Genomic DNA, 22,445 nt, shown 5'->3' with positions numbered 1-22,445 from the left:
AATTCTATTAAGCGGTACTATGTTTATGAAATCTCTAAAAAATATTTTCAGAGCAATTATTTGCTCTATTTCTCTTTTATCTGCTTTTTCTTTTGCTCAAGAACGCTATAGTGTTCTGGCTTATCATTCGGTCGTGGATGAAACAGCATCTAAAGATAAAAAAATCTATTTTCCACAAACCATTTCGGCCGAATTGTTAATTAAACATTTCAACTGGCTTAAAGAAAATAAGTACAACATTATTAGCTGGCAGCAAGTCATTGATGCGGAAAATGGGAAAGGTACATTACCCGATAATGCAGTACTATTAAGCTTTGATGATGGTTACGAAACTATGTATAGCGTTATTTTTCCACTATTAAAAGCGTACAACTATCCAGCTATTTTTGCACCTGTAACCAGTTGGTTGGATACACCTCAAAATCAAAAAATTCATTATGCCGATAAAATACTAGATCGTTCCGTCTTTGCTACCTGGGAACAAGTAAAAGAAATGGAGCAAAGCGGTCTAGTTGAAATAGCCTCTCATACTCATGATATGCATAAAGGGGTAAATGCTAACCCTGCTGGTAGCAAAATACCTGCAGCAATCGTACCTGAATATAAAAATGGTAAATATGAAACTAAAGAATCCTATCAAAAAAGGTTATTAGAAGATTTTAAACATTCATCTCAAACTATTTTCAATCATATTGGGAAAAAACCTCGAATTATGGTATGGCCTTATGGACAATTTAATGATATTGCTGTTGAAACAGCCAAACAAACAGACATGCCCTATCATTTTTCTTTAGGAGAAAAGCTTATCAACAAGGTCGGGGATAGACATATAGGCCGTTTATTGTTAAATACTGAAACTGACTTAGCCACAATAAAAAACTATTTAAACAGAGTAGATGAAGAACGTAAAATTCAACGTGTAGTGCATATTGACTTAGATTATGTTTACGATGTAGATAAAAAACAGCAAGCTAAAAATCTTGATAAACTTATTGAAAGAATTCATAACTATGGAATTACAACCGTTTATCTTCAAGCGTTCTCTGATCAGGATGGGAATGGTGTCGCTGACGCTTTATATTTTCCAAACCAATATCTACCTGTTCGAGATGATATTTTTGGCCGTATAGCATGGCAATTACAAACCCGTGCTGGTGTTGAAGTATATGCTTGGATGCCTGTGCTTGCCTTTGATTTACGTAATAAAGTAAAAGATGCAGAATATGTTATCGATAGCCGTACTGGAAAACCATCACAAGAGTCATATTTACGTCTTTCCCCCTATAATCGTAAGAATATTGAAATTATTAAATCTATTTACAACGATTTATCTTTCTATGCCAAATTTAATGGCATTTTATTCCATGATGATGCATTTCTAACTGATTTTGAAGGAAACGAAGGTAATCATGCAACCGGAGTTGTTAGCTCTCAAGCCAAACAAAAAACACGAGATCTTATTAGCTTAACCCACCAACTTAGTGATGCCTTAAAACCTTATTTCTTACGTGGCTCTTACTCACTTAAAACTGCTCGTAATCTTTATGCATCAGTTATTACTGATCCAAATGCAGAAGAATGGTTAGCTCAAAATTTAAAAACGCTCACTGAAAATTATGATACAACCGCAATTATGGCAATGCCATATATGGAAAACGAGCATTCTATTTCAGAAAAAGAAGCTCATCGATGGTTCTCATCTCTCATTGAAAAAGTCAAAGCGCAAGTGCCATTAAATAAAGTCCTATTTGAATTTCAAGTAGTGAATTGGAGAACCCAAAAGCCAATTCCAGAAGTAGAACTCATTGATTGGATGAAATTACTGCAACAAAACCATATTTATAGTTATGGTTACTACCCAGACAATTTCTTAAATAATCAACCTAACCTAGGCAAAATGAAACCGCACTTTTCAATAAATACTAATGTGGGTAAACCATAAGGATTGATTATGAATCAACAATTCTTAGAAATGCTTAGCATCTTCGTATTTATGTATCCTGCTGGAATGGCAATATATTGGGTAACTGCAAGCCTCTGTTATTACCTTTTTATGGAAGGAAAGCTCGGGCAACCAACTTTCCAGCAAATGCCAAAAGAGCGAGTCCCAATGGTCAGCATTATGGTGCCCTGCTACAACGAGGGAGATAATTTAGATGAGGCTATCCCTTATTTACTTCAGCTTAGATACCCAAATTATGAGCTCATCTTTATCAATGATGGTAGCAAAGATAACACGGGCGACATTATTGAACGTTGGGCAAAAGCGGATAAACGTGTTATTGCACTTCATCAAGAAAACCAGGGTAAAGCCAGTGCATTAAATCATGGCCTATTAGTCGCTAAAGGGGAATACGTCGCTTGTATTGATGGCGATGCCGTATTGGATTTCGATGCTATCGATTACATGGTCCAATCCCTTGAATTAAACCGTTCTTATGGTGCCGTTACAGGTAATCCTCGTGTACGTAACCGTAGTACCATCTTAGGTCGATTACAGGTCTCTGAATTTAGTTCCATCATCGGTCTAATCAAACGAGCACAAAGCTTAATGGGAACAATCTTCACTGTATCTGGCGTATGCTGTCTATTTCGAAAAGAAATAATGGAAGAAATTGGCGGCTGGAGCACCAATATGATCACTGAAGACATTGATATCAGTTGGAAAATTCAAACCGCTGGTTACAACATAATGTATGAACCTAGAGCCTTATGCTGGGTACTAATGCCTGAACGCATTTCCGGTTTATATAAACAACGTTTACGTTGGGCACAAGGCGGAGCTGAAACTATTCTGAAATATTTCCCACAAGTCTGGCGATGGAAAAACCGCCGTTTGTGGCCTATGTACGCAGAATATTTAGTTACTGCGAGTTGGGCAATTTTATTAGTTATATTGGTTGCACTTGCACTATACCGCAAGTTTATTTTAGGTATGGGTATTCAAAACATGGAATTGTTTGAAACGAATATATCGATCATGTTTTTTTCCTTCTTCTTACAGTGCCTCTTAAGTCTATATATAGATTCACGTTATGAAAAAGGATTGATCCAATATGGAATTTCTTGCATTTGGTATCCCTATGTTTATTGGTTACTCAATACCGTAACTCTGCTAGTAGGGATTCCAAAAGCAATTTTTAGAAACAAGTCCAAATTAGCTGTATGGACAAGCCCTGACAGAGGAGTTTAAATATGACAACGGCTACTTTACAACAATTAATGGTAATTAATAAAGGCAGAAGCCTTCCATTACTGATAAAAACCAAAAGCGCTTTATTAGATATTGCTACATGGGCTTTATGGGGTTATGTCATCACTTTTGTAGCAAGATATGCGGATCGCATCTTCACCAAACCAATTATTGATAGTTTATTGTTCCTTGATATTGTCAGTATTATGTTTACTGTATCAGCAGTATTGGTAGTATTGGCTTATGTTTGGTCTATTCTCACCGTAGCAAAAGAATAGATCAAAAAAATCTTAATATAAAAATAACCGCACTTGGATTAAAAAATCAAAGTGCGGTTATTTGTGGAGGTATCTTAATTAGATACTAATTTCTAATTAAGCTTTTGGACCTGCTGCGATAAGCGCTTTACCTTCTGCGTTAGTCGCATATTTTTCGAAGTTTTTCACGAAACGTCCAGCAAGGTCTTTCGCTTTCGCTTCCCATTGTGCTTTATCTGCATAAGTATCACGTGGGTCTAAGATCGCAGAATCTACACCTGGTAATGCTTTTGGAATCGCTAAATCAAAGATTGGTAACTCACCCATTTCTGCTTTTTCGATAGAACCATCTAGGATGGCATCGATAATACCACGAGTATCTTTTATTGAGATACGTTTACCAGTACCGTTCCAACCTGTATTAACTAAATATGCTTCTGCACTGACGGCTTGCATACGTTTAACTAACACTTGAGCATATTGTGTTGGGTGGAGAGTTAAGAACGCCGCACCGAAACATGCTGAGAAGGTTGGAGTTGGTTCAGTAATACCACGCTCTGTACCCGCTAATTTAGCGGTGAAACCAGATAAGAAGTAATATTTGGTTTGCTCTGGTGTCAATTTAGACACTGGTGGTAATACACCGAATGCATCTGCGGTTAAGAAAATTACTTTTGTTGCGTGACCTGCGCGAGACACCGGTTTAACAATATTATCAATGTGATAAATTGGGTAAGATACACGAGTATTTTCAGTTTTAGAACCATCATCGAAATCAACTGAACCATCTGCACGAACCACTACGTTTTCTAATAACGCATCACGACGGATTGCGCGATAGATATCCGGTTCATTTTCTTCAGAAAGATGAATAGTTTTCGCGTAGCAACCACCTTCAAAGTTGAAGATACCTACATCATCCCAACCGTGTTCATCGTCACCGATTAATTCACGTTTTGGATCGGTAGAAAGTGTGGTTTTACCTGTACCTGATAAACCGAAGAAGATTGCTACATCACCGTCTTTACCTACGTTAGCAGAACAGTGCATTGCACCTACACCTTTAAGTGGCAGGAAGTAGTTCATCATTGAGAACATACCTTTCTTCATTTCACCGCCGTACCAAGTACCACCAATTAATTGGATGCGCTCAGTTAAGTTGAATGCAACGAAGTTTTCAGAGTTCAAACCTTGTTCTTTCCAGTTCGGGTTGGTGCATTTAGAACCATTCATGACCACGAAATCTGGTTTAAAGGTTTTTAATTGTTCTTCTGTCGGACGAATGAACATATTTTTCACAAAGTGTGCTTGCCATGCTACTTCAGTCACAATACGCACTGCAATACGGTCTTTTTCACTTGCACCACAGAAACCATCCACCACAAATAAACGTTTACCAGAAAGTTGTTTAGTCACAAGACCTTTCAAGCTTGACCAAGTTTCTTGAGTCATTGGTTTATTATCGTTTTTTGCCACATCAGAAGTCCACCACACAGTATCTTTTGTGGTATCATCTAAAACGATGTATTTGTCTTTCGGTGAACGACCGGTAAAGATCCCTGTATCAACAGCCACCGCACCAGTTGTGGTAAGTGTACCTTTTTCAAAGCCTTCTAAACCTGGTTTTGTTTCTTCTTCAAAAAGTTGTTCATAACTTGGGTTATAAACCACTTCTTTAACATCATGAATACCAACGGCTTCAAGTTCTTTAATTACGTTTTTAACATCAGTCATAGTTCACCTCTTGATTAAAGTTTAAAAATCTTTCCTATGTTTATTGTATGGGAATTGTCAAAAAAAAAAATGTTAACTAGATCTCATTTTTGAACATTCATTGGAAAATTCTACCCCTTTTTAGGTGGTTTAAGAGACTAGGATACAACAAGGTTGATTTACCTATCACATTTTCGATATAGTGAGAACTATTATCAACTCAAAACTCGATAACCATGTTCTCATTTCTGCGTTTACCCTTTTTATTTTGTCTGCTGATGTTTACGCAAAGCACGCAAGCAGAACCCGACTTTAAGATTCCTCCTATTCAAGAAAGCATGAAAAAAATGTATCAAATTCAACAGAAAGATTTTACCTTTGAAGACAAGCATTACCGTTTGTTCATTGCGGTACCGCCAAAAACATCGCAAAAACTGACCGCACTTTACACTTTAGATGGCAATGCACAATTTCCAATGGCGGTGAATGCTGTCAATCCCAATAAACCACTCCCGCTTATTGTTGGTATCGGTTATGTGTCTGATAAAGCCTACGTCATTGAAGAACGCACTAGAGACTACACTTTTCCTGCAGAAGGTGCTGAATTTGCCAAAGGAGGGAAAGCTGCCGATTTTTTACGTTTTATTCAACAAGACGTAAAGCCTTATATTGAACAGCATTTCGATATCAATAAAGAAAAACAATATTTCTTTGGTCATTCTTTTGGTGGATTATTTGGATTGTACGTGCTCTTCCATCAACCAGATTTATTTCAACATTACACATTGGCAAGCCCTTCTCTTTGGTGGGGAAACGGCTCATTTTTACCTCAAAACGAGCCATGGATTAGCCAAAAACCATCACATATTCTGATTACATTAGGCTATTATGAAGAGCATCCTGAAGAGGATCCGAATATGACTGAAGAACAATTACAACGTATTAATCAACGGAAACAAATGCGAACAATCAATGCGCATCAATTGGCGAAAATATTGGGAAAACAAGGTAATTCCGTAGAGTTTATTTCCATTCCCAATAAAAATCATGGTGGCTCGATTCCGGATGCTATCAAACATTGCTTAGAACAAGTTCAACAATAAAAGAGCATAAAAAATCCCCGTCATCATGAACGGGGATTTTTCTTATTGGGCTTGTTTAAGTTTATCAATGGCTTCTTTATTGAAGAAGTAATGTGTGCCACAACATTCACACTGCATATCAATGCTGCCTTTATGCTCTTCTAAGATTTCATCAATTTCAGCTTCTGGAATCAGCAATAATGCTGCTCCTGAACGCTCAGGTGAGCAACCACAGAAGAAAGAAACAGCTTGTGGTTCAAAAACTTCTACCACTTCTTCATGGTATAAACGATATAGTAATTCTTCGGCGGGTAATCCAAATAACTCCTCATCTTTTACGGTTGCTGCCAATGTGGTTAAATGCTCGAAATCCTCTGGCGTACCTTGGCCATCAGGCATGATTTGCAACAACATCCCAGCCGAAACTGGTTTGCCTTCATATTCACCGGTACGAATAATAAGCTGCGTTTGTAATTGCTCTGAACGAACGAAATAATCTTCTAAACATTCCGTAATGGTTGGTTTATCTAAACCGATAACGCCTTGATAACGCTCACCTTCTGTTGGTGCGATCGTAATCACTAATACGCCTTTGCCGATCATATCATGTAGGCTCATGCCATCTTGAATATCACCTTGCACACGGGCTAATGCACGAATTTGTTGTTGATCATTACCATTTACTAAAGCTAATTTTAATGGGCCATCACCTTGAATTTGAACAGTAATATTACCGTTAAATTTTAATGTTGCGGTCAATAAATTCGTTGCCACCATCATCTCACCCAATAAGTTTTGTACAGCTTTTGGATAATGATGGGTATTCAAGGTATCAGTGAAAGTTTGGTTTAATCGCACCCATTCACCACGTACTGCACGATTTTGAAAAAGGTAACGGTAAAGTTTGTCATTATCTTGAGTGTAATTCATTATGTGTTCCTATTTATTCTTTGAATGAAAAGTGCGGTTAATTTTACGCATAAATTGTGAGTGGTTTATCTGATTTTTCGTCTCTAGTATTGAAGTCAATATTCAAAAACGGCGTTTTTTGTTACCGCACTTTTAGCCTGTGCAGTATTATGGGGATGAAAATCAAAATTACAAGCAAAAAGAAAAGCGGATAGCTTTCACTATCCGCTTTATCAGATTAAACTGATAAATTACCAGTATGCACGTAAACCGATAACCGTTTTGAAATCACGGCTACGATCAAGCTGTTTACCTGAGTCTTTATCAAAGGTGTTCTCGTATTTAGTACGAGTCGCTTGCCATTCAATAAATGGTTTCACTTTTACTGAACCTTGTTTAAATACATAGTACTCAGTACCCACTAAGAACTGGCGATCAGTTGATTTTGAATATGCAGAACCTACAGGTAAAGTTTTCTCTGTTTTATAAGAATACATTGCATATACATTCCAATCTTCATTTAAACCTTGGCGAATCACTGCAGTTACTTCATTATTTTTTACTTTGTTACCTGCACCACCTTTATTTTTAGTATCTTTGTGAGCAAGGTCTAAACCATAAGTAGTGTGAACAAAGTTATATGCTAAACCTAAAGCATAAGCATTGCTGTAATATGCTGTTTTATTAGCATTTTCAGAAATTTGACGAGTGAAACCCGCTGCTACAGTTACATTTTGGATACTATCAATTTCGTGATTGAAGATAAGACCTGTACCCCAAGTGTTTTTGCGGTTATTTTTTAAATCTACATTTTTGATGCTACGTTTGCTTGAACCACCGTAATACGCACCAAATTTCACTTTATGTGAACCATAATCACCGTTATAAACATATTGTGTTACACGACGAGCTGAAGTCTCTAATAAGCCATCAGTCAAGCTGTAAGTATTTGCTAAGTCACTTTGTTTTACTTCATCAGTGATAGTTACCATGTTACCGTAAGTTAATTCACCGAATTGTTTGTGGCCAAAACCAGCATAAAGTTGGTGAGTATAAACATGGTCAAAATCATGTTGTGAAGGTGCTTCACCGCGCATACGCCATTCAACACGACCTAAAGCATAGAAATCGCCACCCAAGCTTTGTTTTAATTTAAAACCAAAACGTGAACCGTTATTATCAACTGCATGGTTGATGTGTTCTTTAGTTACATCACCATTTACATAGTTGGTTTTGTTAGAGGTGCTTTCCCATTTAACACGTAAAGAACCGTAAAAATCAACATCAGTACCAGTTTGGTCAATGTGGAAGTTATACGCTTGTGCAGAACCTGCTGCTAGTGCAGCTACAGATAAAGCAAGAAGTGTTTTTTTTCATAACGCTTTCCCTATTATTTAATGGAGTTAATAAAAATTGAACTTTTTTAGTCTATACATCACAACCCAAATGTGTCAATCTTAAATTTTTCCAACTATCAGAAAATAGACAATATTTTGACTAAAATTAATCTAGATCAATACATTTCCAATTATGCTACAAATTATTTAATTAATGTACTTAGGCTAGAAAGAACCTGCTCTGAAGTAATATTTTCCATTGAATTCGCCGTTAAATAATGCTGATTTTTACCATAACAGCCAATTAAGGTCGGATCAGTTGCGCCATAAAGCGTAATATTAGGTTTATCCAATGCTGCAGTTAAATGAGCAAGCCCTGTATCTACGGATACCACCGCTTTCGCATTAGTAATTTGATCAGCCAATTCATTTAATGAAAGCTTAGGTAAAATCATCGCATGAGGCAAGCCAGAAACTAATCGTTCCGCTCTAGCCTTTTCTTTTTCATTCCCCCAAGGCAAACGAATTTGAATAGAAAGTGCGGTCAGTTTTTCGATTAAATTTCTCCATTCTTTTTCTGGCCAATGCTTCTCATCCCTTGTCGTAGCATGAAAAAAGATCACATAAGGGTCGATAGCTTCAACGGAAAGAAAATGACGAGCAATACCATAGTCCCCTTTTTCTTTTGGTAATGGATAAGATAATGCTTGAGCAAAAAGTTGACGAATACGCTCTACCGCATGTTGTTGATAGGAAATAGCGTGTTTTTTATCGTAGAAGAATGAGGCAATTGGCTCTCGAATACTTTTCCAATCATAGCCATGTTTAACACCATTGGCTAAGCGTGTCGCAAAAAAGGCACTTTTAAAAAGCCCTTGTGCATCAATCACAGCATCATATTGATTAGCTTGCAATAAAGTGCAGTAAGATTTCCACTCGTTTTTTGTTTGAACCGAAAAAGGTGATTTTCGCCAACGTCTTAAGGCAATTGGAATGATTTGTTTCACGGCAGAATGCCAACGTGGAATTTCGGTAAAATTCTCTTCCACCACCCAATCAATAGAAAGATTAGGAATAGCTATTTGCGCATCAGTTAATGCCGGCAAAGTATGGATTATATCGCCCATGGAAGACGTTTTGATCACGCATACTTTCATTTAATTAACCTTCTTCTTCCCCAGTGCATAATACCGAGCCCTGACACAGCTAAAATACCACCAATAATCAAGGAAAAATCCACTTGCTCATTCAACCAAACAGCTGAGAATAAAATTCCTAAAATCGGTACCAGGATAATGTAAGCCGCGGCATTACCTGCTCCTAAATATTTCACGCCATCAAAATACCATGCATAGGCCAAAACTGTTGCACCAAATGCAAGGCCAAGCAAGCTTATCCACTCACCTTGAGATAAATTCAATACCGTAAGCCAATCGTCAGTACTTTCCACGCATAACGCACTCATAAATAACAATAGAAACCCAAAAATAGAAGATAATGTGGTTGCAGTGAGCGAATCAATACCCGCGAGTACTTTTCTAGCCAATAAGGTATAAACGACCCAACAAATTAGTGCGGCAATTAATAATATTTGCCCAAAGCCAAAGGAATCCATCATCTGTAAAAAATTCCCTTTTGTGAGAGCCAATAATGACCCACTCATGGCAATAATCATCCCAAGTATTACCCATCGATTCCATTTTTCTTTAAATAAAAAAATCGCCAAAAGCGTGGTAAATACAGGGTTTGTTGCCACAATAACAGCCGCTTGTCCTGCTGGAAGATATTTCAGCCCCCAGATAAAAAACGTGGAATAGGCAAAAACACCGAAAAAGGCAGTCACAAACAAACCTATCCACTGATTCGCGCTAAGTTGTTTTGCATATCTGAAGCGATTCGCCGCATATAGCCAAATAATGAGTGGAATAATGGCGAAAAAAAATCGCAAACTTGAAGCCACAAATGTCGGCATGGCCTGAGCAACCATTCGCCCCCAAGGCCAAGAAGCCCCCCATAAAATGGCCATCCCAATTAATTGTAAGTGTATGCGGAGAGGGTTCATATCATTAATATATCCTGGTTAAGCCTTTTCTATTTGCTTAAAGGCTCTACTTGGTAAGCGTTGATTTTTTCTTGCAAAGCAGATTCAAATGCTTCTCGATGAGCATCATTTTGAAAAGCAGAATGAGGAATATCTAAAAACAATCCAGAACCAACTCGAATTACTAAATAGCCATATTTATTTTCAATATGATGAATATAATGATAACTATATAATGTTTGGCAGAGATCTATTTTAATATATAAACCATCTTCTTGAATTCGTATGGTTTGACTTCCTTTCTCCATTTTGTCGCCTATTTGGTTTTTAATCATACACATATTCAAATAAGGTCGTATTATAAGAGCATAGAAAAAAGAAAGCATTGAGATAACAAATAATATATATCCCGCATAATAGGCCAAAATATTCTCATAATAATCATAAAGAACTTCAGCCCAGTTCATTATATAAAATGCAATAAAAAGACTTGGTATCAAGCAAAATAAATATAATAAAAAATCTCCAATTCTCATTATCTTACGAAATTTATTGTGCTTATAAATATCGCGACTTATTTTTTTTACTGCCTTAGTATAATTTTTATCTAATGTGAGTTGATAGGTAATTTCCATTTTATATTTTCTCTTTCTCAAATCTCCAAAAGTGCGATTAGTTTTTCTGCTACTTTTTCAGGTGTAATATCAATCAAACTTTGATGGTACCCTTCCGAGCTATCTGTACTTTTACGCACTTTAATTAAATCGCCTTCAATTAAACGAATAATCACAGCTTTATCAGATAATGGTGGCGTATAAGTTGGGCTCGTTGGGCCATAAAGCGCGACCAATGGACGATCTGTCGCAGCGGCAATATGCATTAAGCCACTGTCATTGCTCACCACTGCGGTACAATTAGCAATTAAATCTACCGCTTGATTCAGGTTTGTTTGTCCCGCTAAATTTAAACAAAACGGTTGCAGTTCTGCTGGCAATGCATTGCGAATTCGCTCTCCTGCGTCCACATCTTTTGGTGAACCAAATAATTCTACCGCATAGCCTTTTTCAATCAGCATTTCCGCTAATTTAGCATAATGATAATGCGGCCAACGTTTAGCTGGACCAAATTCCGCCCCAGGGCAGAATCCAATAATTGGACGTTCACCTAAAAGTGCGGTCTGTTTTTCAAAGTTTTTTAAGGTTTCCGCTTGTTGAGTTGGGTCAACGCTTAAATAAGGTTTTAGAACAGGAATATCAGCCGCTTTAGGTACCGCATTTTGCTCAAAAGCTAACGCTACATAACGTTGCACCATCATTGGGTAATCACGTTTGTTACTGCGTAAATCATTAAGCAAGAAATAACGGCTTTCCCCTTTCCAGCCACGGCGCACCGCAATTTTTGCAAAAGCAGGAATAAAAGCTGACTTCAAGGAGTTTGGCAATACGATTGCCATATCATATTGATTGCGTAATGCCTTACCTAAACGATAACGTTCACACAAGGCAAACTTGCCGTGTCCAAGCGGCATTTCAATGGCATGGCGTACTTCTGGCATACGGGCTAAAAGCGGTTTACACCAATTCGGTGCCATCACATCAATTTGGCAATCGGGGGATTGCAGTTTGAGTTGTTGATACAAACTGTGCGACATCATCATATCGCCGACCCAAGACGGGCCGATAATTAAAATATTCATGCTTGACCTTATAACAAAAGTGCGGCCAAAAATAAGACTAATTTTAACCGCACTTTATTCATTTTCTAGTATTGAACGACATTATTTTTTCAATATTTTATTTATTTAACCACGCCATGTACTCAGCCACACCTTCCGCTACGGTTTTAAATGGTTTGTCGTAGCCTGTTGCGCGAAGTTTCGTTAAATCTGCTTGCGTATATTCTTGATAGCGAGATTTCAAATGCTCTGGGAATGGAATAGTTTCCACTACGCCTTTACTGTGGAATTTAATTACCGCTTTTGCTACTTCGGCAAAAGATTCTGCATTACCAGTACCACAGTTGAAGATACCTGAAATGCCATTTTGCCAGCACCAAATGTTGACTTGTGCCACATCGCCTACATAAACGAAATCACGGCGGAAGTGTTCACTACCTGCAAATAATTTTGGATTTTCGCCTTTCAGGATTTGGTTATTTAAGTGGAATGCCACACTCGCCATCGAACCTTTGTGACCTTCACGTGGACCATACACATTGAAATAACGGAAACCACATACTGGCGATTGCGCTTCAGGTAAAATCGCACGCACATATTGGTCGAATAAGAATTTAGAATAACCGTACACATTCAATGGGCCTTCAAATTCACGCTCTTCACGGAATTCAGTTTTGTCGCCATAAGTCGCCGCACTTGATGCATACAAGAACGGAATTTGACGATCTAAACAGTAATGCAATAACTCTTTTGAATATTCGTAGTTATTGTGCATGATGTATTTACCGTCCCATTCAGTAGTCGCTGAGCAAGCGCCTTCGTGGAATACAGCATCGATATCGCCTAAATCATCACCTGCAATAATAGACGCGATAAAGTCTTCTTTATCACAGTAATCTGCGATATCAAGATCCACTAAGTTAATGAATTTAGTCCCATCTTTTAAGTTATCCACCACTAAAATATCTTTGCGTCCCATATCGTTTAATGCTTTAACGATATTACTGCCGATAAAACCGGCGCCACCTGTTACGATAATCATAATTCTGTCCTCTTTAAAATAAGTCTGTGTATTGTAATAGATTTTTTGTTGCTTAGCCAAAAAACTCTGTGAAAAACAACCGCATTTTTAAGCCCCAATAACTTGTCCAGCCCGTTGTGGCCAAATCCATTTTTCCTTTATTTAAAATAATAATAGTTGGCGTCACATTCACCTGCCATTGCTCCGCAATCTTGCCATGAGGATCGTTCACCGTTGTAAACTGATAGTGATGCGTTTGTAAATAATCCTCCACTTCCTTATTTGTCCCCGAACGCAGTGCGACAGAGACTACCGGATAGCCTTCTTCTGAAAGTGAATTAATCGTTGGAGAAGTATAACGACAATAACCACACCAACTTCCCCAGAAATAAATGATCGTCGGCTTAGCTTGATCTAATTGGGGTAAAAAGAAGGCATTTCCCTGTAAATCATAAAGTGCTGTCGCATTGATTTCAGGTGGAATATTGGGTTTACGAATAAAATCGAGAATACTGCTTACGACAATCAAGGTCAGCAGGAGCGAAATCGCATTTTTTAATAATGTTTTAAGTTTCACAATAAAATTTCATGATCTAGGATAAATGAATTGTAATCGATTGGAAAAGTGCGGTCAAAATTGCGGATATTTTGTTATGATAACCCCATCATTTAATAAGGAGAAAAAATATGGATAGTAAACAATTAGCACAATATATTGATCACACTGCCCTTACTGCTGAAAAAACAGAACAGGATATTCTTAAGCTCTGCGATGAGGCCATTCAATACGGCTTTTATTCAGTCTGTATTAATTCAGGTTATATTCCTTTAGCCAAAGAAAAACTCGCTGGCTCAAACGTCAAAATTTGTACGGTTGTTGGTTTTCCACTTGGTGCTAACTTATCTTCTGTCAAAGCGTTTGAAACCCAAGAAGCCATCAAAGCGGGTGTGGGTGAAATCGATATGGTAATTAATGTCGGTTTGATTAAATCAAATAAATGGGATGCCGTAAAAGACGATATTCAAGCTGTATTAACCGCTTGTCATGACGTACCACTTAAAGTGATTTTAGAAACGTGTTTACTCACCAAAGAAGAAATCGTAAAAGCCTGTGAAATCTGTAAAGCGTTGGGTGTGGCATTCGTTAAAACCTCAACCGGTTTCAATAAAGGCGGCGCAACCGTAGAAGATGTGGCATTAATGAAGAAAACGGTAGGCAACATTGGTGTGAAAGCCTCTGGCGGTATTCGTGATACTCAAACCGCACTAGCAATGATTGAAGCAGGTGCTACACGAATTGGCGCAAGCGCAGGCATTGCAATTGTAACGGGTGTTTCTGATAATACCTCAAGTAATTACTAATCGATAATAAAAAAGGAGATTGAAGTGTATGCTTCAATCTCCTTTTTTCATCATCAAAGACTTAATTAAGCTTTAATTTGCCCTTTTAAGAAATCTAACAATTGCTCTTTTGCAATCATTTGTTTTTCACCAGTGCGGCGATTTTTGTATTCAATTTCGCCGTTTGCGAGATTTTTCTCACCAATCACCACCATGTGTGGCACACCAATAAGTTCCATATCTGCAAACATCACACCTGGGCGTTCTTTACGGTCATCAAAGATTACTTCTACACCTTGAGCTTGTAAAGTGCAGTACAATTCTTCGGCATATTCTTGAACGCTTTCAGATTTATGCATATTCATTGGCAGAACAGCTACGGTGAATGGCGCAATTTCATCTGTTGGCCACACAATACCGCGCTCATCAAAATGCTGTTCAATCGCTGCCGCGACCACGCGCGTTACACCAATACCGTAACATCCCATGGTTACCACCATTGGACGACCATCTTCACCTTGAACGGTTGCATTCATCGCTTCTGAGTATTTTTTACCTAATTGGAAAATGTGCCCCACTTCGATACCACGTTTAATCAATAAGGTACCTTTACCATCTGGGCTCGGATCACCTTCAACCACGTTACGAATATCCGCCACTTTTGGTAATGCTACATCACGTTCCCAGTTGATATTGAAGTAATGTTTACCATCAATATTTGCACCCGCGCTGAAATCAGACACTAATGCCACTGAGCGGTCAATAATCACTGGAATATTGAGATTAACAGGGCCTAATGAACCGACACCCGCACCAATTTTAGCTTTGATAACTACTTCATCCGCAAACTCAAATGGTGAAGCCACTTCAGGTAATTTTTCTGCTTTAATTTCATTTAATTCATGGTCACCACGAATGACTAATGCTACCAACGGCTGCTCTTCGCTTGCCCCTTTTACAATTAAGGTTTTAACCGTTTTCTCAATTGGTAAATTAAATTGTTCCACCAACTCGGCAATCGTTTTTGCATTTGGCGTATCAACTAATTCCATCGCTTTCGTTGGCGCGGCGCGTTCACCAATTGCCACCGCTTCCGCTAATTCAATGTTTGCTGCGTAATCAGATTCCGTAGAGAAAATCACATCATCTTCACCGCTGTTTGCTAACACTTGGAATTCATGTGAGGCGCTACCACCAATAGAGCCCGTATCTGCTTGTACTGCACGGAAATCTAAACCTAAGCGATTGAAAATATTGCTATAAGTTTGGTACATCACATCATAAGTTTGTTGCAAGCTAGCATGATCCGCATGGAAAGAATAGGCATCTTTCATGATAAATTCACGTGAACGCATGACGCCAAAACGAGGACGCACTTCATCACGGAATTTGGTTTGAATTTGGTATAAATTGATTGGAAGCTGTCTATATGATGACACTTCGCGGCGAACTAAATCCGTAATCACTTCTTCGTGTGTTGGACCTAATACAAAGTGACGATTACCACGATCCTCAAAACGAAGTAATTCTGGGCCATATTGTTCCCAACGACCTGATTCTTCCCATAATTCTGCTGGTTGCACGACTGGCATTTTGATTTCAAGTGCGCCGCTTTTATCCATTTCTTCACGAATGATTTTTTCTACTTTACGGAGCACTCGCCAGCCTGTTGGCATCCAGTTATAGAGACCTGAAGCAAGAGGGCGAATCATCCCCGCACGAAGCATTAATTGATGGCTCACAATGGCCGCTTCAGCTGGGGTTTCTTTTAATGTTGAGAATAAATATTGACTTGTACGCATTGAATTAACCTTAGATTCTAAGCATTGAGAAAAAAATTGGTGAGAGTATAACAAAAAGTGCGGTCATTTTTAACCGCACTTTTTTCTGAGAAAAGATTATTTTCTCGGTAAGTATCTGACTGGATCAACAGATTTACCTTTATAACGGATCTCGAAGTGAAGTTTCACAGCATTGGTTCCTGTGCTACCCATTTTCGCAATCTCTTGGCCTGCTTTCACCTCTTGTTGATCGCTCACGAGAATCTTGTCATTGTGTGCATAAGCGCTTAAGAAATCATCATTATGTTTGATGATGATTAAATTACCGTAACCACGTAATGCATTACCCGCATAAACAATACGACCGCTTGCCGCCGCTTTAACCGGTTGTCCTCGAGAACCGCTGATATCAATCCCTTTGTTACCACCATCAGAATTAGAGAAGCCTTGGATCACGTTGCCTTGTGTTGGCCATTGCCATGCCACATTCGATGCCACTGGTGCCACAACGTTCGCATTAACTGGTGTATTGTTTGTGGTTTCCACTTGAGTTGTCGTTGTCACTGGTGTGCTAGGTGTATTGTTGGTAAACGCTGGTGTTGATGCGCCACCTGTTGCGACACCTGATTTAATTGGACCAATTACCGTACCATCAGAACCAATTTGAGTACCGTTCGCACCTGGTGTATAAGTCACTTCTGGCTCAGCAGGTGCCGCTGGTGCGGTAGTTTTCACTGGAACCGTTGTAGTGATTGTTTTTGTTGAACAATTTGAAATTTTTAATGTTTGACCCACGCTTAAGCTGTAAGGCTCTTTCATATTGTTCATGCTTGCCAAATCTTTTACGTCCATACCTGTTAAGTAAGCGATTAAGAACATGGTGTCGCCTTTGTTTACTTTATAGGTGTTTCCTTTGTATGAACCTTTTTGAATTTGGCTGTAATCTGGTGCGTTCGTATTTGGATTACGCGGCACGTTGATTGCACCAGAGCTGGTACAATCAGAAACTGTTTTAGTTACCGTCTTAGTTTGCGGTTGAACTGGTGCTGGAGCAGGCTGTGGTTGAGTTGCTGCTGGCTGTTGTACCGGTTGATAAGTTGGTTGGAAACTTGGTTGTGGTGTTTGAGTTCCCGTTGGTACACTGCTGCCCATTGTGCTTGGCATAGTATTTTGTTGGATTTCTGGCTGCCATGTACCGCTCGAATTATTATCGACAGGTTGCATTACACCTGGAGAGAGTGTGCCATCCACATTTTCAATTGGCGCAGGGCTATTTGAACTACATGCCGTTAAAATAGCGATGCTCACAGGGAGCAATAAAAACGATTTTTTCATTTATTCTTCCTTTAACATTAAATTTATTTCATTTGATTTGGCATCGAATTCTTTTCAATTTCCGGCATAAAGCTACCACCAGCAATTGCTCCCGTTCCTTCTACTGGCTGCATAATACCATCAGGTAATGCATCAGGATCTTGTTTTTTGGGTTCTCCCGTACAAGCTGAGATCAGCAATACACTTGAGATGATAAAGAGTAATCTATTCATAAAAAAGTCATCCTGTTATTTCAAAATAAGATACGCAATCACAGCTAGAGTGACCACACTCCAACCAATGATCTCAATGGATTTACGTAATTTCGCCGCGAATTTTTCTCCGCCCCATGCAGCCAATTTTGCTACTAAAATAAAACGAGCAAAACGCGATACAAATGCGGTAATCACAAATGGGATAAATGCCATTTGCATCACACCCGCACAAATCGTGAAAACTTTATAAGGAATAGGACTGAAACCGGCAACAAAAACCACTAAAATGCCCCATTTTTTAAACCATGCCATAGCCTGTTCCCAAGCGGCTTGGTAGCCCCATTGTTGAATATAGCCTTGAACCCAATCAAAAGCATAATAGCCGATAGCATAACCAATCATTCCGCCGACAACCGAAGCGACAGCTGTATAAAGCGCAAAACGAAACGCACTTTTCGGTTTTGACATTGACATCGGAATCAACATGACATCTGGTGGAACGGGGAAGAAAATGGCCTCAATAAAACTCACAAAGGATAACCAAAACACGGCAAAGCGATGTTTTGACCATTGCATTGTTTTATCATACATCGCACCAAAAATATTCATTCACTTATCCTTTATTGCTTCAATAGGGAAAATTCGTTTCAAAACGGCACATTATTCACTTTCCAGCCAATCTTGTAAAGCAGCAATTGACTGATGAGCCGTAAGATCCGCTTGAATTGGCGTAATTGAAACATAACCATTTTTTACCGCATAAAAATCCGTGCCTTCACCATCATATTCTGGCAAGCCTGACGGGCCAATCCAATAGATATGTTCACCTCGAGGATCCTTTTGTTTAATCACTTCCGCTGCAGAGGTGCGATAGCCTAAATGGCAGACTTTAATGCCTTTGAGTTCTTCGTAAGGCAAATCTGGCACATTAATGTTAATCACTTCGCGTTTATTCAATAATTGAGGATGTAATTTAGGAATCAAATCACACACCACGCGAGCCGCGGTTTCATAATGCAGACGACCATCTAAAGATACTGCAATAGCAGGCAACCCTAAATGGCGGCCTTCCAATGCTGCAGCTAAGGTGCCTGAATACAAGGTATCATCACCCATATTACAGCCTGCATTAATACCTGATACCACAAGATCCACTTGTCCTGATAAAAAACCGTTTAATGCCAAATGCACACAATCAGCCGGTGTGCCATTTACGCAATAATCACCACTGTCTAAATGACGTGGGCGAAGCGGCTCAACAAGCGTTAATGAGCTTGATGCCGCGCTACGATTACGATCGGGCGCAACAATCACCACATCGGCAATTTTGCGTAATTCTTTTGCTAAAACTTGAATCCCTTCGGCGTGAAAACCGTCATCATTGCTGACTAAAATTCGCATTATTCTTCTTCCTTAATATTCACTAACTCTCGCACTAATGCAGTCGCATAACTTCCTGCCGGCAAATAAAATGAGAGCTTTAATCCTTCTTCAACAAACGTCCAATGGAAGTCTTTTGCCTGCATCAATAAAGGACGGCGAGCGGCTTTCATTCTTTCTTGTTTCATTAATTCTTGGAAAATCTGATGTTCTAAAACCACTTTATTTTCGACCGTACTTGCAGATAAATTTTCTTCGCCAATTAAAGGCGCAGTGAGCAAAATATCTTGTTCGTTCAAACGTTGCTGTAAGACCACTAAATCTTCATTTTCATCAGCCTTAAACCAACTGTGCGATCCGTTTAATTGCACAATATCGTCTCTTAGAACCTGATCTGCCACATTTTGTTCAATTCGTTCTGCTACAACTAAATTAAAAATTTCGCTACGAGCTGCAGAAAGGTAAAAACTGCGTTTTTTACGATCTTTAACCTTAATCTCCCCTTTCGCCCAACGAATCGCTTGAGTCAGATTATGACCATCACGCCCAAAACGTTGTTCAGTGAAGTAGTTAGGAAAACCGTATTTCGCCACAAAATTTAAGCGTTCATTTAACTCATCACTTTCTTTTGCTCCGCGCAATAAAATCTCGAAGGCATTTCCTTGGAGACTTCCTGTACGAATTTTACGATTGTGGCGAGTGACATCTAAAATCTCAACGCCTTCCAAGTGAAATTGACTAAAATCTGGCGTTTCCTTTCCCGGCATTTGCAAACAAAACCATTGTTCGGTGATGCCATGACGATCTTTCAAACCTGCATACCCCATATTTCGATCAGAAATACCCGCAAACTTGGCAAGTTTTTCACCCACAAACAGTGTATTGCAATCCGTTTTACGGATTTTTACCGCCACAAATTCGCCTTCGCCTGACATTTCATAGCCTAAATCTTCTTTAACAATAAAATCAGCGAACTCTTGCTTTAAAAGTGCGGTTGTTTTTGGCGGTGTTTTTAAGGTGAAATAAGGGAGATGTTTGACCATTTTTTCGTTCTAAAATAAGAAAGCCCAACTTTTTCGCTGCAATAAATAGCGTGATCAGCTGGGCATATTAAGCACAATTTATTCGCGCAGAATTTTAACCTTTCCGCCCCCTCAAGGCAAACTGAAATGAGAATAAATTTTTAGCGACATTTTCATCTTTATCTCCTACAATGACCGCACTTTTTCTGACAAAAGGAATGCCTTATGACGAACTTTAACGAACTTCAAGAAGAAACCCGTGAAATCATTACGGATTTATTAAATGACGGCAGCGATCCAGATGCCCTTTATATTATCGAACATCACATTGCCCATTATGATTTTGATACTTTAGAAAAAATTGCCGTAGATGCTTTCAAAGCAGGCTATGAAGTGTCAGAAGCGGAAGAATTTGAAGATGAAAGTGGCAAGGTGATTTTCTGCTTTGACATCATCAGTGAAGTAGAATTAAAGCCCGAAATTATCGATGCACAACAAAAAGAAATTTTACCATTAGTGGAAAAATACAAAGGCATTTATGATGGCTGGGGCACGTATTTTGAAGATCCGAATGCGGAAGATGATGAATACGGCGATGATGGCGAATTTTTCGATGACGAAGATGTCGAAGACGACAACGAACGTTTACATTAATAATGAGGGGTGGTATTAATCGCCCTTAATTTTTATCTTACTCAAATAGGAATGAAAAAATGAAACTTAAAGCACTTTCTTTGGCATTACTGGCCTTACCTATCGCTTCTTTTGCCGAAGGACCAGTCGATAATTATCTACCTCAGGTGAGCTTTACCGTTGAATCGGAAAAAAATGTAGAACGCGATTTATTGCGAGTGTCCCTTTTTTACCAAGCGGAAGGCAATGATTTATCCGCTCTCAATAAAACCATGGCAGAAAAAATGAATAAAGCCATTGAGCTAACAAAAGCACAAAGTGCGGTTGAAATTAAAGACAACTCTCGTAATACCTGGATTCGCTATAATGATAAAGGCAAACAACAAGGTTGGACTGCCCGTGCGGAATTAACCTTGGAAAGTAAAGATTCTCAAGCGTTATCAACAGTAGTGCATGAATTAGATGGTGTCTTAGCGATTGATAGCGTAAGTGCCTCTGTTTCACGTGAAAAATTAAGTAGCTTAGAAAATGAATTAACCAAAGAAGCCTTAGCAAAATTTAAAGATAAAGCCCTATTACTTCAAGAATCTTTGCAGATGAAAGGTTATACCATACAAAACCTTGAGATTTCCTCACCCAAGGATTCAACGGACGATTATCCTATTTATGCTGCAGCCGAACTAAGCTCTAAAAGTTTATACTCTAGCGGGAAAGATGAAACTTACGCTCAAAGTGGCAAAGAGAAAATTAAAGTCAGTGTGAATGCGCGAATTGCATTGCTTAAAGAATAATTTTCTATACAATGAATGACGATTTTTTTAATAAGGAAAACAATATGAAAGTAGCAAAAAATACGGTTGTGAGTATCGCTTACCAAGTACGTACTCAAGACGGTGTATTAGTTGATGAAGCGCCAGCAAATCAACCATTAGAATATTTACAAGGCCACAATAACTTAATCATTGGTCTTGAAAATGCCTTAGAAGGTAAAGAAGTTGGCGACAAATTTGAAGTGCGTGTTCAACCTGAAGAAGGCTACGGCGAATACAATGAAAATATGGTTCAACGTGTACCAAAAGAGGTATTCCAGGGCGTTGATGAAGTCGTTGTTGGTATGCGTTTCTTAGCTGACACAGATATCGGTCCTGTTCCTGTTGTGATCACTGAAGTGGATGGCGATGAAGTGGTAGTTGATGGTAACCACATGTTAGCGGGTCAAGAATTACACTTCACTGTGGAAGTTGTTGGCACTCGTGAAGCAACATTAGAAGAAATTGCTCACGGTCACGTACATGGTGCGCATGATCACCACCATCACGATGATGAAGATGGTCACGGTTGTGGTTGCGGCGGTCACGGTCATCACCACCATGATCACGATCATGGGCACGACGGTTGCTGTGGCGGTGGTCATAAACACGATCATGATCACGGACACGGTCATGGCGGCTGTGGTTGCGGCGGTCACTAATCTTAATCTAGAAATAAAACTAGAGATAAAAAAAGTGCGGTTAAAAATAACCGCACTTTT

22 protein-coding genes and 1 pseudogene are annotated in these 22,445 nt (G+C 38.9%); 8 read left to right on the top strand and 15 right to left on the bottom strand.

Features of this window, described 5'->3' with window-relative positions:
• Window positions 1-25: 25 nt before the first annotated feature.
• From pgaB to HMPREF3263_RS02190, 3 genes are read left to right on the top strand one after another with little or no spacing between them, the layout of a single operon-like run.
• Window positions 26-1,942, top strand: coding sequence for a poly-beta-1,6-N-acetyl-D-glucosamine N-deacetylase PgaB (gene pgaB, locus HMPREF3263_RS02200; RefSeq protein ID WP_005698849.1), 1,917 nt, complete (start codon window positions 26-28; stop codon window positions 1,940-1,942).
• Window positions 1,943-1,951: 9 nt separating this feature from the next.
• Window positions 1,952-3,193, top strand: coding sequence for a poly-beta-1,6-N-acetyl-D-glucosamine synthase (pgaC, locus tag HMPREF3263_RS02195; RefSeq protein WP_005698886.1), 1,242 nt, complete (start codon window positions 1,952-1,954; stop codon window positions 3,191-3,193).
• Window positions 3,194-3,195: 2 nt separating this feature from the next.
• Window positions 3,196-3,471 carry a hypothetical protein gene (locus HMPREF3263_RS02190; RefSeq protein ID WP_005698923.1) on the top strand — a complete coding sequence of 92 codons (276 nt, stop codon included), beginning with the start codon at window positions 3,196-3,198 and terminating at the stop codon, window positions 3,469-3,471.
• A gap of 96 nt (window positions 3,472-3,567) precedes the next feature.
• Here HMPREF3263_RS02190 and pckA read toward each other — a convergent pair whose 3' ends face one another.
• Window positions 3,568-5,184 (bottom strand): phosphoenolpyruvate carboxykinase (ATP), encoded by a 1,617-nt coding sequence (gene pckA, locus HMPREF3263_RS02185; RefSeq protein WP_005698915.1) that lies wholly within the window; start codon window positions 5,182-5,184, stop codon window positions 3,568-3,570.
• 257 nt (window positions 5,185-5,441) lie between these two features.
• Here pckA and HMPREF3263_RS02180 point away from each other — a divergent pair, with 257 nt between their 5' ends.
• A complete protein-coding gene (locus tag HMPREF3263_RS02180; protein WP_005698872.1) occupies window positions 5,442-6,266 on the top strand; it encodes an alpha/beta hydrolase in 825 nt (274 codons plus the stop codon).
• A gap of 42 nt (window positions 6,267-6,308) precedes the next feature.
• Here the strand turns inward: HMPREF3263_RS02180 and hslO are convergent, their stop codons facing one another.
• The 8 genes and pseudogenes from hslO to HMPREF3263_RS02140 all read right to left on the bottom strand — a co-directional run bounded on the left by hslO (window position 6,309) and on the right by HMPREF3263_RS02140 (window position 13,805).
• Window positions 6,309-7,175, bottom strand: coding sequence for an Hsp33 family molecular chaperone HslO (hslO, locus tag HMPREF3263_RS02175; RefSeq protein ID WP_005698910.1), 867 nt, complete (start codon window positions 7,173-7,175; stop codon window positions 6,309-6,311).
• 230 nt (window positions 7,176-7,405) lie between these two features.
• Window positions 7,406-8,527 (bottom strand): annotated as a pseudogene (locus tag HMPREF3263_RS02170) (porin); the annotation flags it as partial.
• Between the two features lie 167 nt (window positions 8,528-8,694).
• On the bottom strand, window positions 8,695-9,648 hold the full coding sequence (gene rfaC, locus HMPREF3263_RS02165; RefSeq protein ID WP_005698880.1) for a lipopolysaccharide heptosyltransferase RfaC: 954 nt from the start codon (window positions 9,646-9,648) through the stop codon (window positions 8,695-8,697).
• The gene (locus tag HMPREF3263_RS02160; RefSeq protein ID WP_005698878.1) at window positions 9,645-10,553 is read right to left on the bottom strand and encodes a DMT family transporter; all 909 of its coding nucleotides are present in this window, start codon (window positions 10,551-10,553) and stop codon (window positions 9,645-9,647) included. The genes rfaC and HMPREF3263_RS02160 overlap by 4 nt, the downstream gene beginning before the upstream one ends.
• Before the next feature lie 29 nt (window positions 10,554-10,582).
• Window positions 10,583-11,167, bottom strand: a complete 585-nt coding sequence (locus tag HMPREF3263_RS02155) for a YcxB family protein (protein ID WP_005698925.1) — start codon at window positions 11,165-11,167, stop codon at window positions 10,583-10,585.
• A 17-nt stretch (window positions 11,168-11,184) separates the two neighbouring features.
• Entirely contained in the window at window positions 11,185-12,228 is a 1,044-nt protein-coding gene (waaF, locus tag HMPREF3263_RS02150; RefSeq protein WP_070852900.1) for a lipopolysaccharide heptosyltransferase II, read from the bottom strand.
• 97 nt (window positions 12,229-12,325) lie between these two features.
• Window positions 12,326-13,249 (bottom strand): ADP-glyceromanno-heptose 6-epimerase, encoded by a 924-nt coding sequence (gene rfaD, locus HMPREF3263_RS02145; protein ID WP_049374851.1) that lies wholly within the window; start codon window positions 13,247-13,249, stop codon window positions 12,326-12,328.
• Window positions 13,250-13,301: 52 nt separating this feature from the next.
• Window positions 13,302-13,805 carry a protein disulfide oxidoreductase gene (locus HMPREF3263_RS02140; RefSeq protein WP_049374850.1) on the bottom strand — a complete coding sequence of 168 codons (504 nt, stop codon included), beginning with the start codon at window positions 13,803-13,805 and terminating at the stop codon, window positions 13,302-13,304.
• Window positions 13,806-13,915: 110 nt separating this feature from the next.
• On the opposite strand from HMPREF3263_RS02140, the gene deoC reads away from it, so the two are divergent.
• Window positions 13,916-14,590 (top strand): deoxyribose-phosphate aldolase, encoded by a 675-nt coding sequence (deoC, locus tag HMPREF3263_RS02135; protein ID WP_005698933.1) that lies wholly within the window; start codon window positions 13,916-13,918, stop codon window positions 14,588-14,590.
• A 65-nt stretch (window positions 14,591-14,655) separates the two neighbouring features.
• On the opposite strand, the gene proS is transcribed toward deoC, so the two are convergent.
• From proS to truD, 6 genes are all read right to left on the bottom strand, one after another.
• A complete protein-coding gene (proS, locus tag HMPREF3263_RS02130) occupies window positions 14,656-16,371 on the bottom strand; it encodes a proline--tRNA ligase (RefSeq protein ID WP_065243403.1) in 1,716 nt (571 codons plus the stop codon).
• Between the two features lie 96 nt (window positions 16,372-16,467).
• A complete protein-coding gene (gene nlpD, locus HMPREF3263_RS02125; RefSeq protein WP_065243404.1) occupies window positions 16,468-17,685 on the bottom strand; it encodes a murein hydrolase activator NlpD in 1,218 nt (405 codons plus the stop codon).
• Window positions 17,686-17,708: 23 nt separating this feature from the next.
• Window positions 17,709-17,897, bottom strand: coding sequence for a hypothetical protein (locus HMPREF3263_RS02120; RefSeq protein ID WP_049371838.1), 189 nt, complete (start codon window positions 17,895-17,897; stop codon window positions 17,709-17,711).
• Window positions 17,898-17,912: 15 nt separating this feature from the next.
• A complete protein-coding gene (locus tag HMPREF3263_RS02115) occupies window positions 17,913-18,488 on the bottom strand; it encodes a YqaA family protein (protein ID WP_049371839.1) in 576 nt (191 codons plus the stop codon).
• A 51-nt stretch (window positions 18,489-18,539) separates the two neighbouring features.
• The gene (gene surE / locus HMPREF3263_RS02110; protein WP_005698859.1) at window positions 18,540-19,280 is read right to left on the bottom strand and encodes a 5'/3'-nucleotidase SurE; all 741 of its coding nucleotides are present in this window, start codon (window positions 19,278-19,280) and stop codon (window positions 18,540-18,542) included.
• Window positions 19,280-20,302 (bottom strand): tRNA pseudouridine(13) synthase TruD, encoded by a 1,023-nt coding sequence (truD, locus tag HMPREF3263_RS02105; RefSeq protein ID WP_049371840.1) that lies wholly within the window; start codon window positions 20,300-20,302, stop codon window positions 19,280-19,282. Before truD ends, surE begins: the two co-directional genes overlap by 1 nt.
• Before the next feature lie 204 nt (window positions 20,303-20,506).
• Between truD and rraB the strand changes: the two genes are divergently transcribed.
• From rraB to slyD, 3 genes are read left to right on the top strand one after another with little or no spacing between them, the layout of a single operon-like run.
• On the top strand, window positions 20,507-20,935 hold the full coding sequence (gene rraB, locus HMPREF3263_RS02100) for a ribonuclease E inhibitor RraB (protein ID WP_005695141.1): 429 nt from the start codon (window positions 20,507-20,509) through the stop codon (window positions 20,933-20,935).
• A 59-nt stretch (window positions 20,936-20,994) separates the two neighbouring features.
• Window positions 20,995-21,705 (top strand): SIMPL domain-containing protein, encoded by a 711-nt coding sequence (locus HMPREF3263_RS02095; RefSeq protein ID WP_065243405.1) that lies wholly within the window; start codon window positions 20,995-20,997, stop codon window positions 21,703-21,705.
• A 44-nt stretch (window positions 21,706-21,749) separates the two neighbouring features.
• The gene (gene slyD, locus HMPREF3263_RS02090) at window positions 21,750-22,385 is read left to right on the top strand and encodes a peptidylprolyl isomerase (RefSeq protein ID WP_005698877.1); all 636 of its coding nucleotides are present in this window, start codon (window positions 21,750-21,752) and stop codon (window positions 22,383-22,385) included.
• Window positions 22,386-22,445 lie beyond the last annotated feature (60 nt).

Origin of the sequence: Haemophilus sp. HMSC61B11 (assembly GCF_001838615.1) — a bacterium.
Taxonomy (GTDB): Bacteria; Pseudomonadota; Gammaproteobacteria; order Enterobacterales; family Pasteurellaceae; genus Haemophilus_D; species Haemophilus_D parainfluenzae_AD.
Note: the sequence above shows the minus strand (reverse complement) of the source record. Positions and strands in the feature narration are given on the sequence as shown.

What these genes read in the sequence shown, in the direction of transcription:
- pgaB (WP_005698849.1), top strand. Translation starts at nt 26, where the DNA reads ATGAAATCTCTAAAAAATATTTTCAGAGCAATTATTTGCTCTATTTCT.
- pgaC (WP_005698886.1), top strand. Translation starts at nt 1,952, where the DNA reads ATGAATCAACAATTCTTAGAAATGCTTAGCATCTTCGTATTTATGTAT.
- HMPREF3263_RS02190 (WP_005698923.1), top strand. Translation starts at nt 3,196, where the DNA reads ATGACAACGGCTACTTTACAACAATTAATGGTAATTAATAAAGGCAGA.
- pckA (WP_005698915.1), bottom strand. Translation starts at nt 5,184, where the DNA reads ATGACTGATGTTAAAAACGTAATTAAAGAACTTGAAGCCGTTGGTATT.
- HMPREF3263_RS02180 (WP_005698872.1), top strand. Translation starts at nt 5,442, where the DNA reads ATGTTTACGCAAAGCACGCAAGCAGAACCCGACTTTAAGATTCCTCCT.
- hslO (WP_005698910.1), bottom strand. Translation starts at nt 7,175, where the DNA reads ATGAATTACACTCAAGATAATGACAAACTTTACCGTTACCTTTTTCAA.
- rfaC (WP_005698880.1), bottom strand. Translation starts at nt 9,648, where the DNA reads ATGAAAGTATGCGTGATCAAAACGTCTTCCATGGGCGATATAATCCAT.
- HMPREF3263_RS02160 (WP_005698878.1), bottom strand. Translation starts at nt 10,553, where the DNA reads ATGAACCCTCTCCGCATACACTTACAATTAATTGGGATGGCCATTTTA.
- HMPREF3263_RS02155 (WP_005698925.1), bottom strand. Translation starts at nt 11,167, where the DNA reads ATGGAAATTACCTATCAACTCACATTAGATAAAAATTATACTAAGGCA.
- waaF (WP_070852900.1), bottom strand. Translation starts at nt 12,228, where the DNA reads ATGAATATTTTAATTATCGGCCCGTCTTGGGTCGGCGATATGATGATG.
- rfaD (WP_049374851.1), bottom strand. Translation starts at nt 13,249, where the DNA reads ATGATTATCGTAACAGGTGGCGCCGGTTTTATCGGCAGTAATATCGTT.
- deoC (WP_005698933.1), top strand. Translation starts at nt 13,916, where the DNA reads ATGGATAGTAAACAATTAGCACAATATATTGATCACACTGCCCTTACT.
- proS (WP_065243403.1), bottom strand. Translation starts at nt 16,371, where the DNA reads ATGCGTACAAGTCAATATTTATTCTCAACATTAAAAGAAACCCCAGCT.
- nlpD (WP_065243404.1), bottom strand. Translation starts at nt 17,685, where the DNA reads ATGAAAAAATCGTTTTTATTGCTCCCTGTGAGCATCGCTATTTTAACG.
- HMPREF3263_RS02120 (WP_049371838.1), bottom strand. Translation starts at nt 17,897, where the DNA reads ATGAATAGATTACTCTTTATCATCTCAAGTGTATTGCTGATCTCAGCT.
- HMPREF3263_RS02115 (WP_049371839.1), bottom strand. Translation starts at nt 18,488, where the DNA reads ATGAATATTTTTGGTGCGATGTATGATAAAACAATGCAATGGTCAAAA.
- surE (WP_005698859.1), bottom strand. Translation starts at nt 19,280, where the DNA reads ATGCGAATTTTAGTCAGCAATGATGACGGTTTTCACGCCGAAGGGATT.
- truD (WP_049371840.1), bottom strand. Translation starts at nt 20,302, where the DNA reads ATGGTCAAACATCTCCCTTATTTCACCTTAAAAACACCGCCAAAAACA.
- rraB (WP_005695141.1), top strand. Translation starts at nt 20,507, where the DNA reads ATGACGAACTTTAACGAACTTCAAGAAGAAACCCGTGAAATCATTACG.
- HMPREF3263_RS02095 (WP_065243405.1), top strand. Translation starts at nt 20,995, where the DNA reads ATGAAACTTAAAGCACTTTCTTTGGCATTACTGGCCTTACCTATCGCT.
- slyD (WP_005698877.1), top strand. Translation starts at nt 21,750, where the DNA reads ATGAAAGTAGCAAAAAATACGGTTGTGAGTATCGCTTACCAAGTACGT.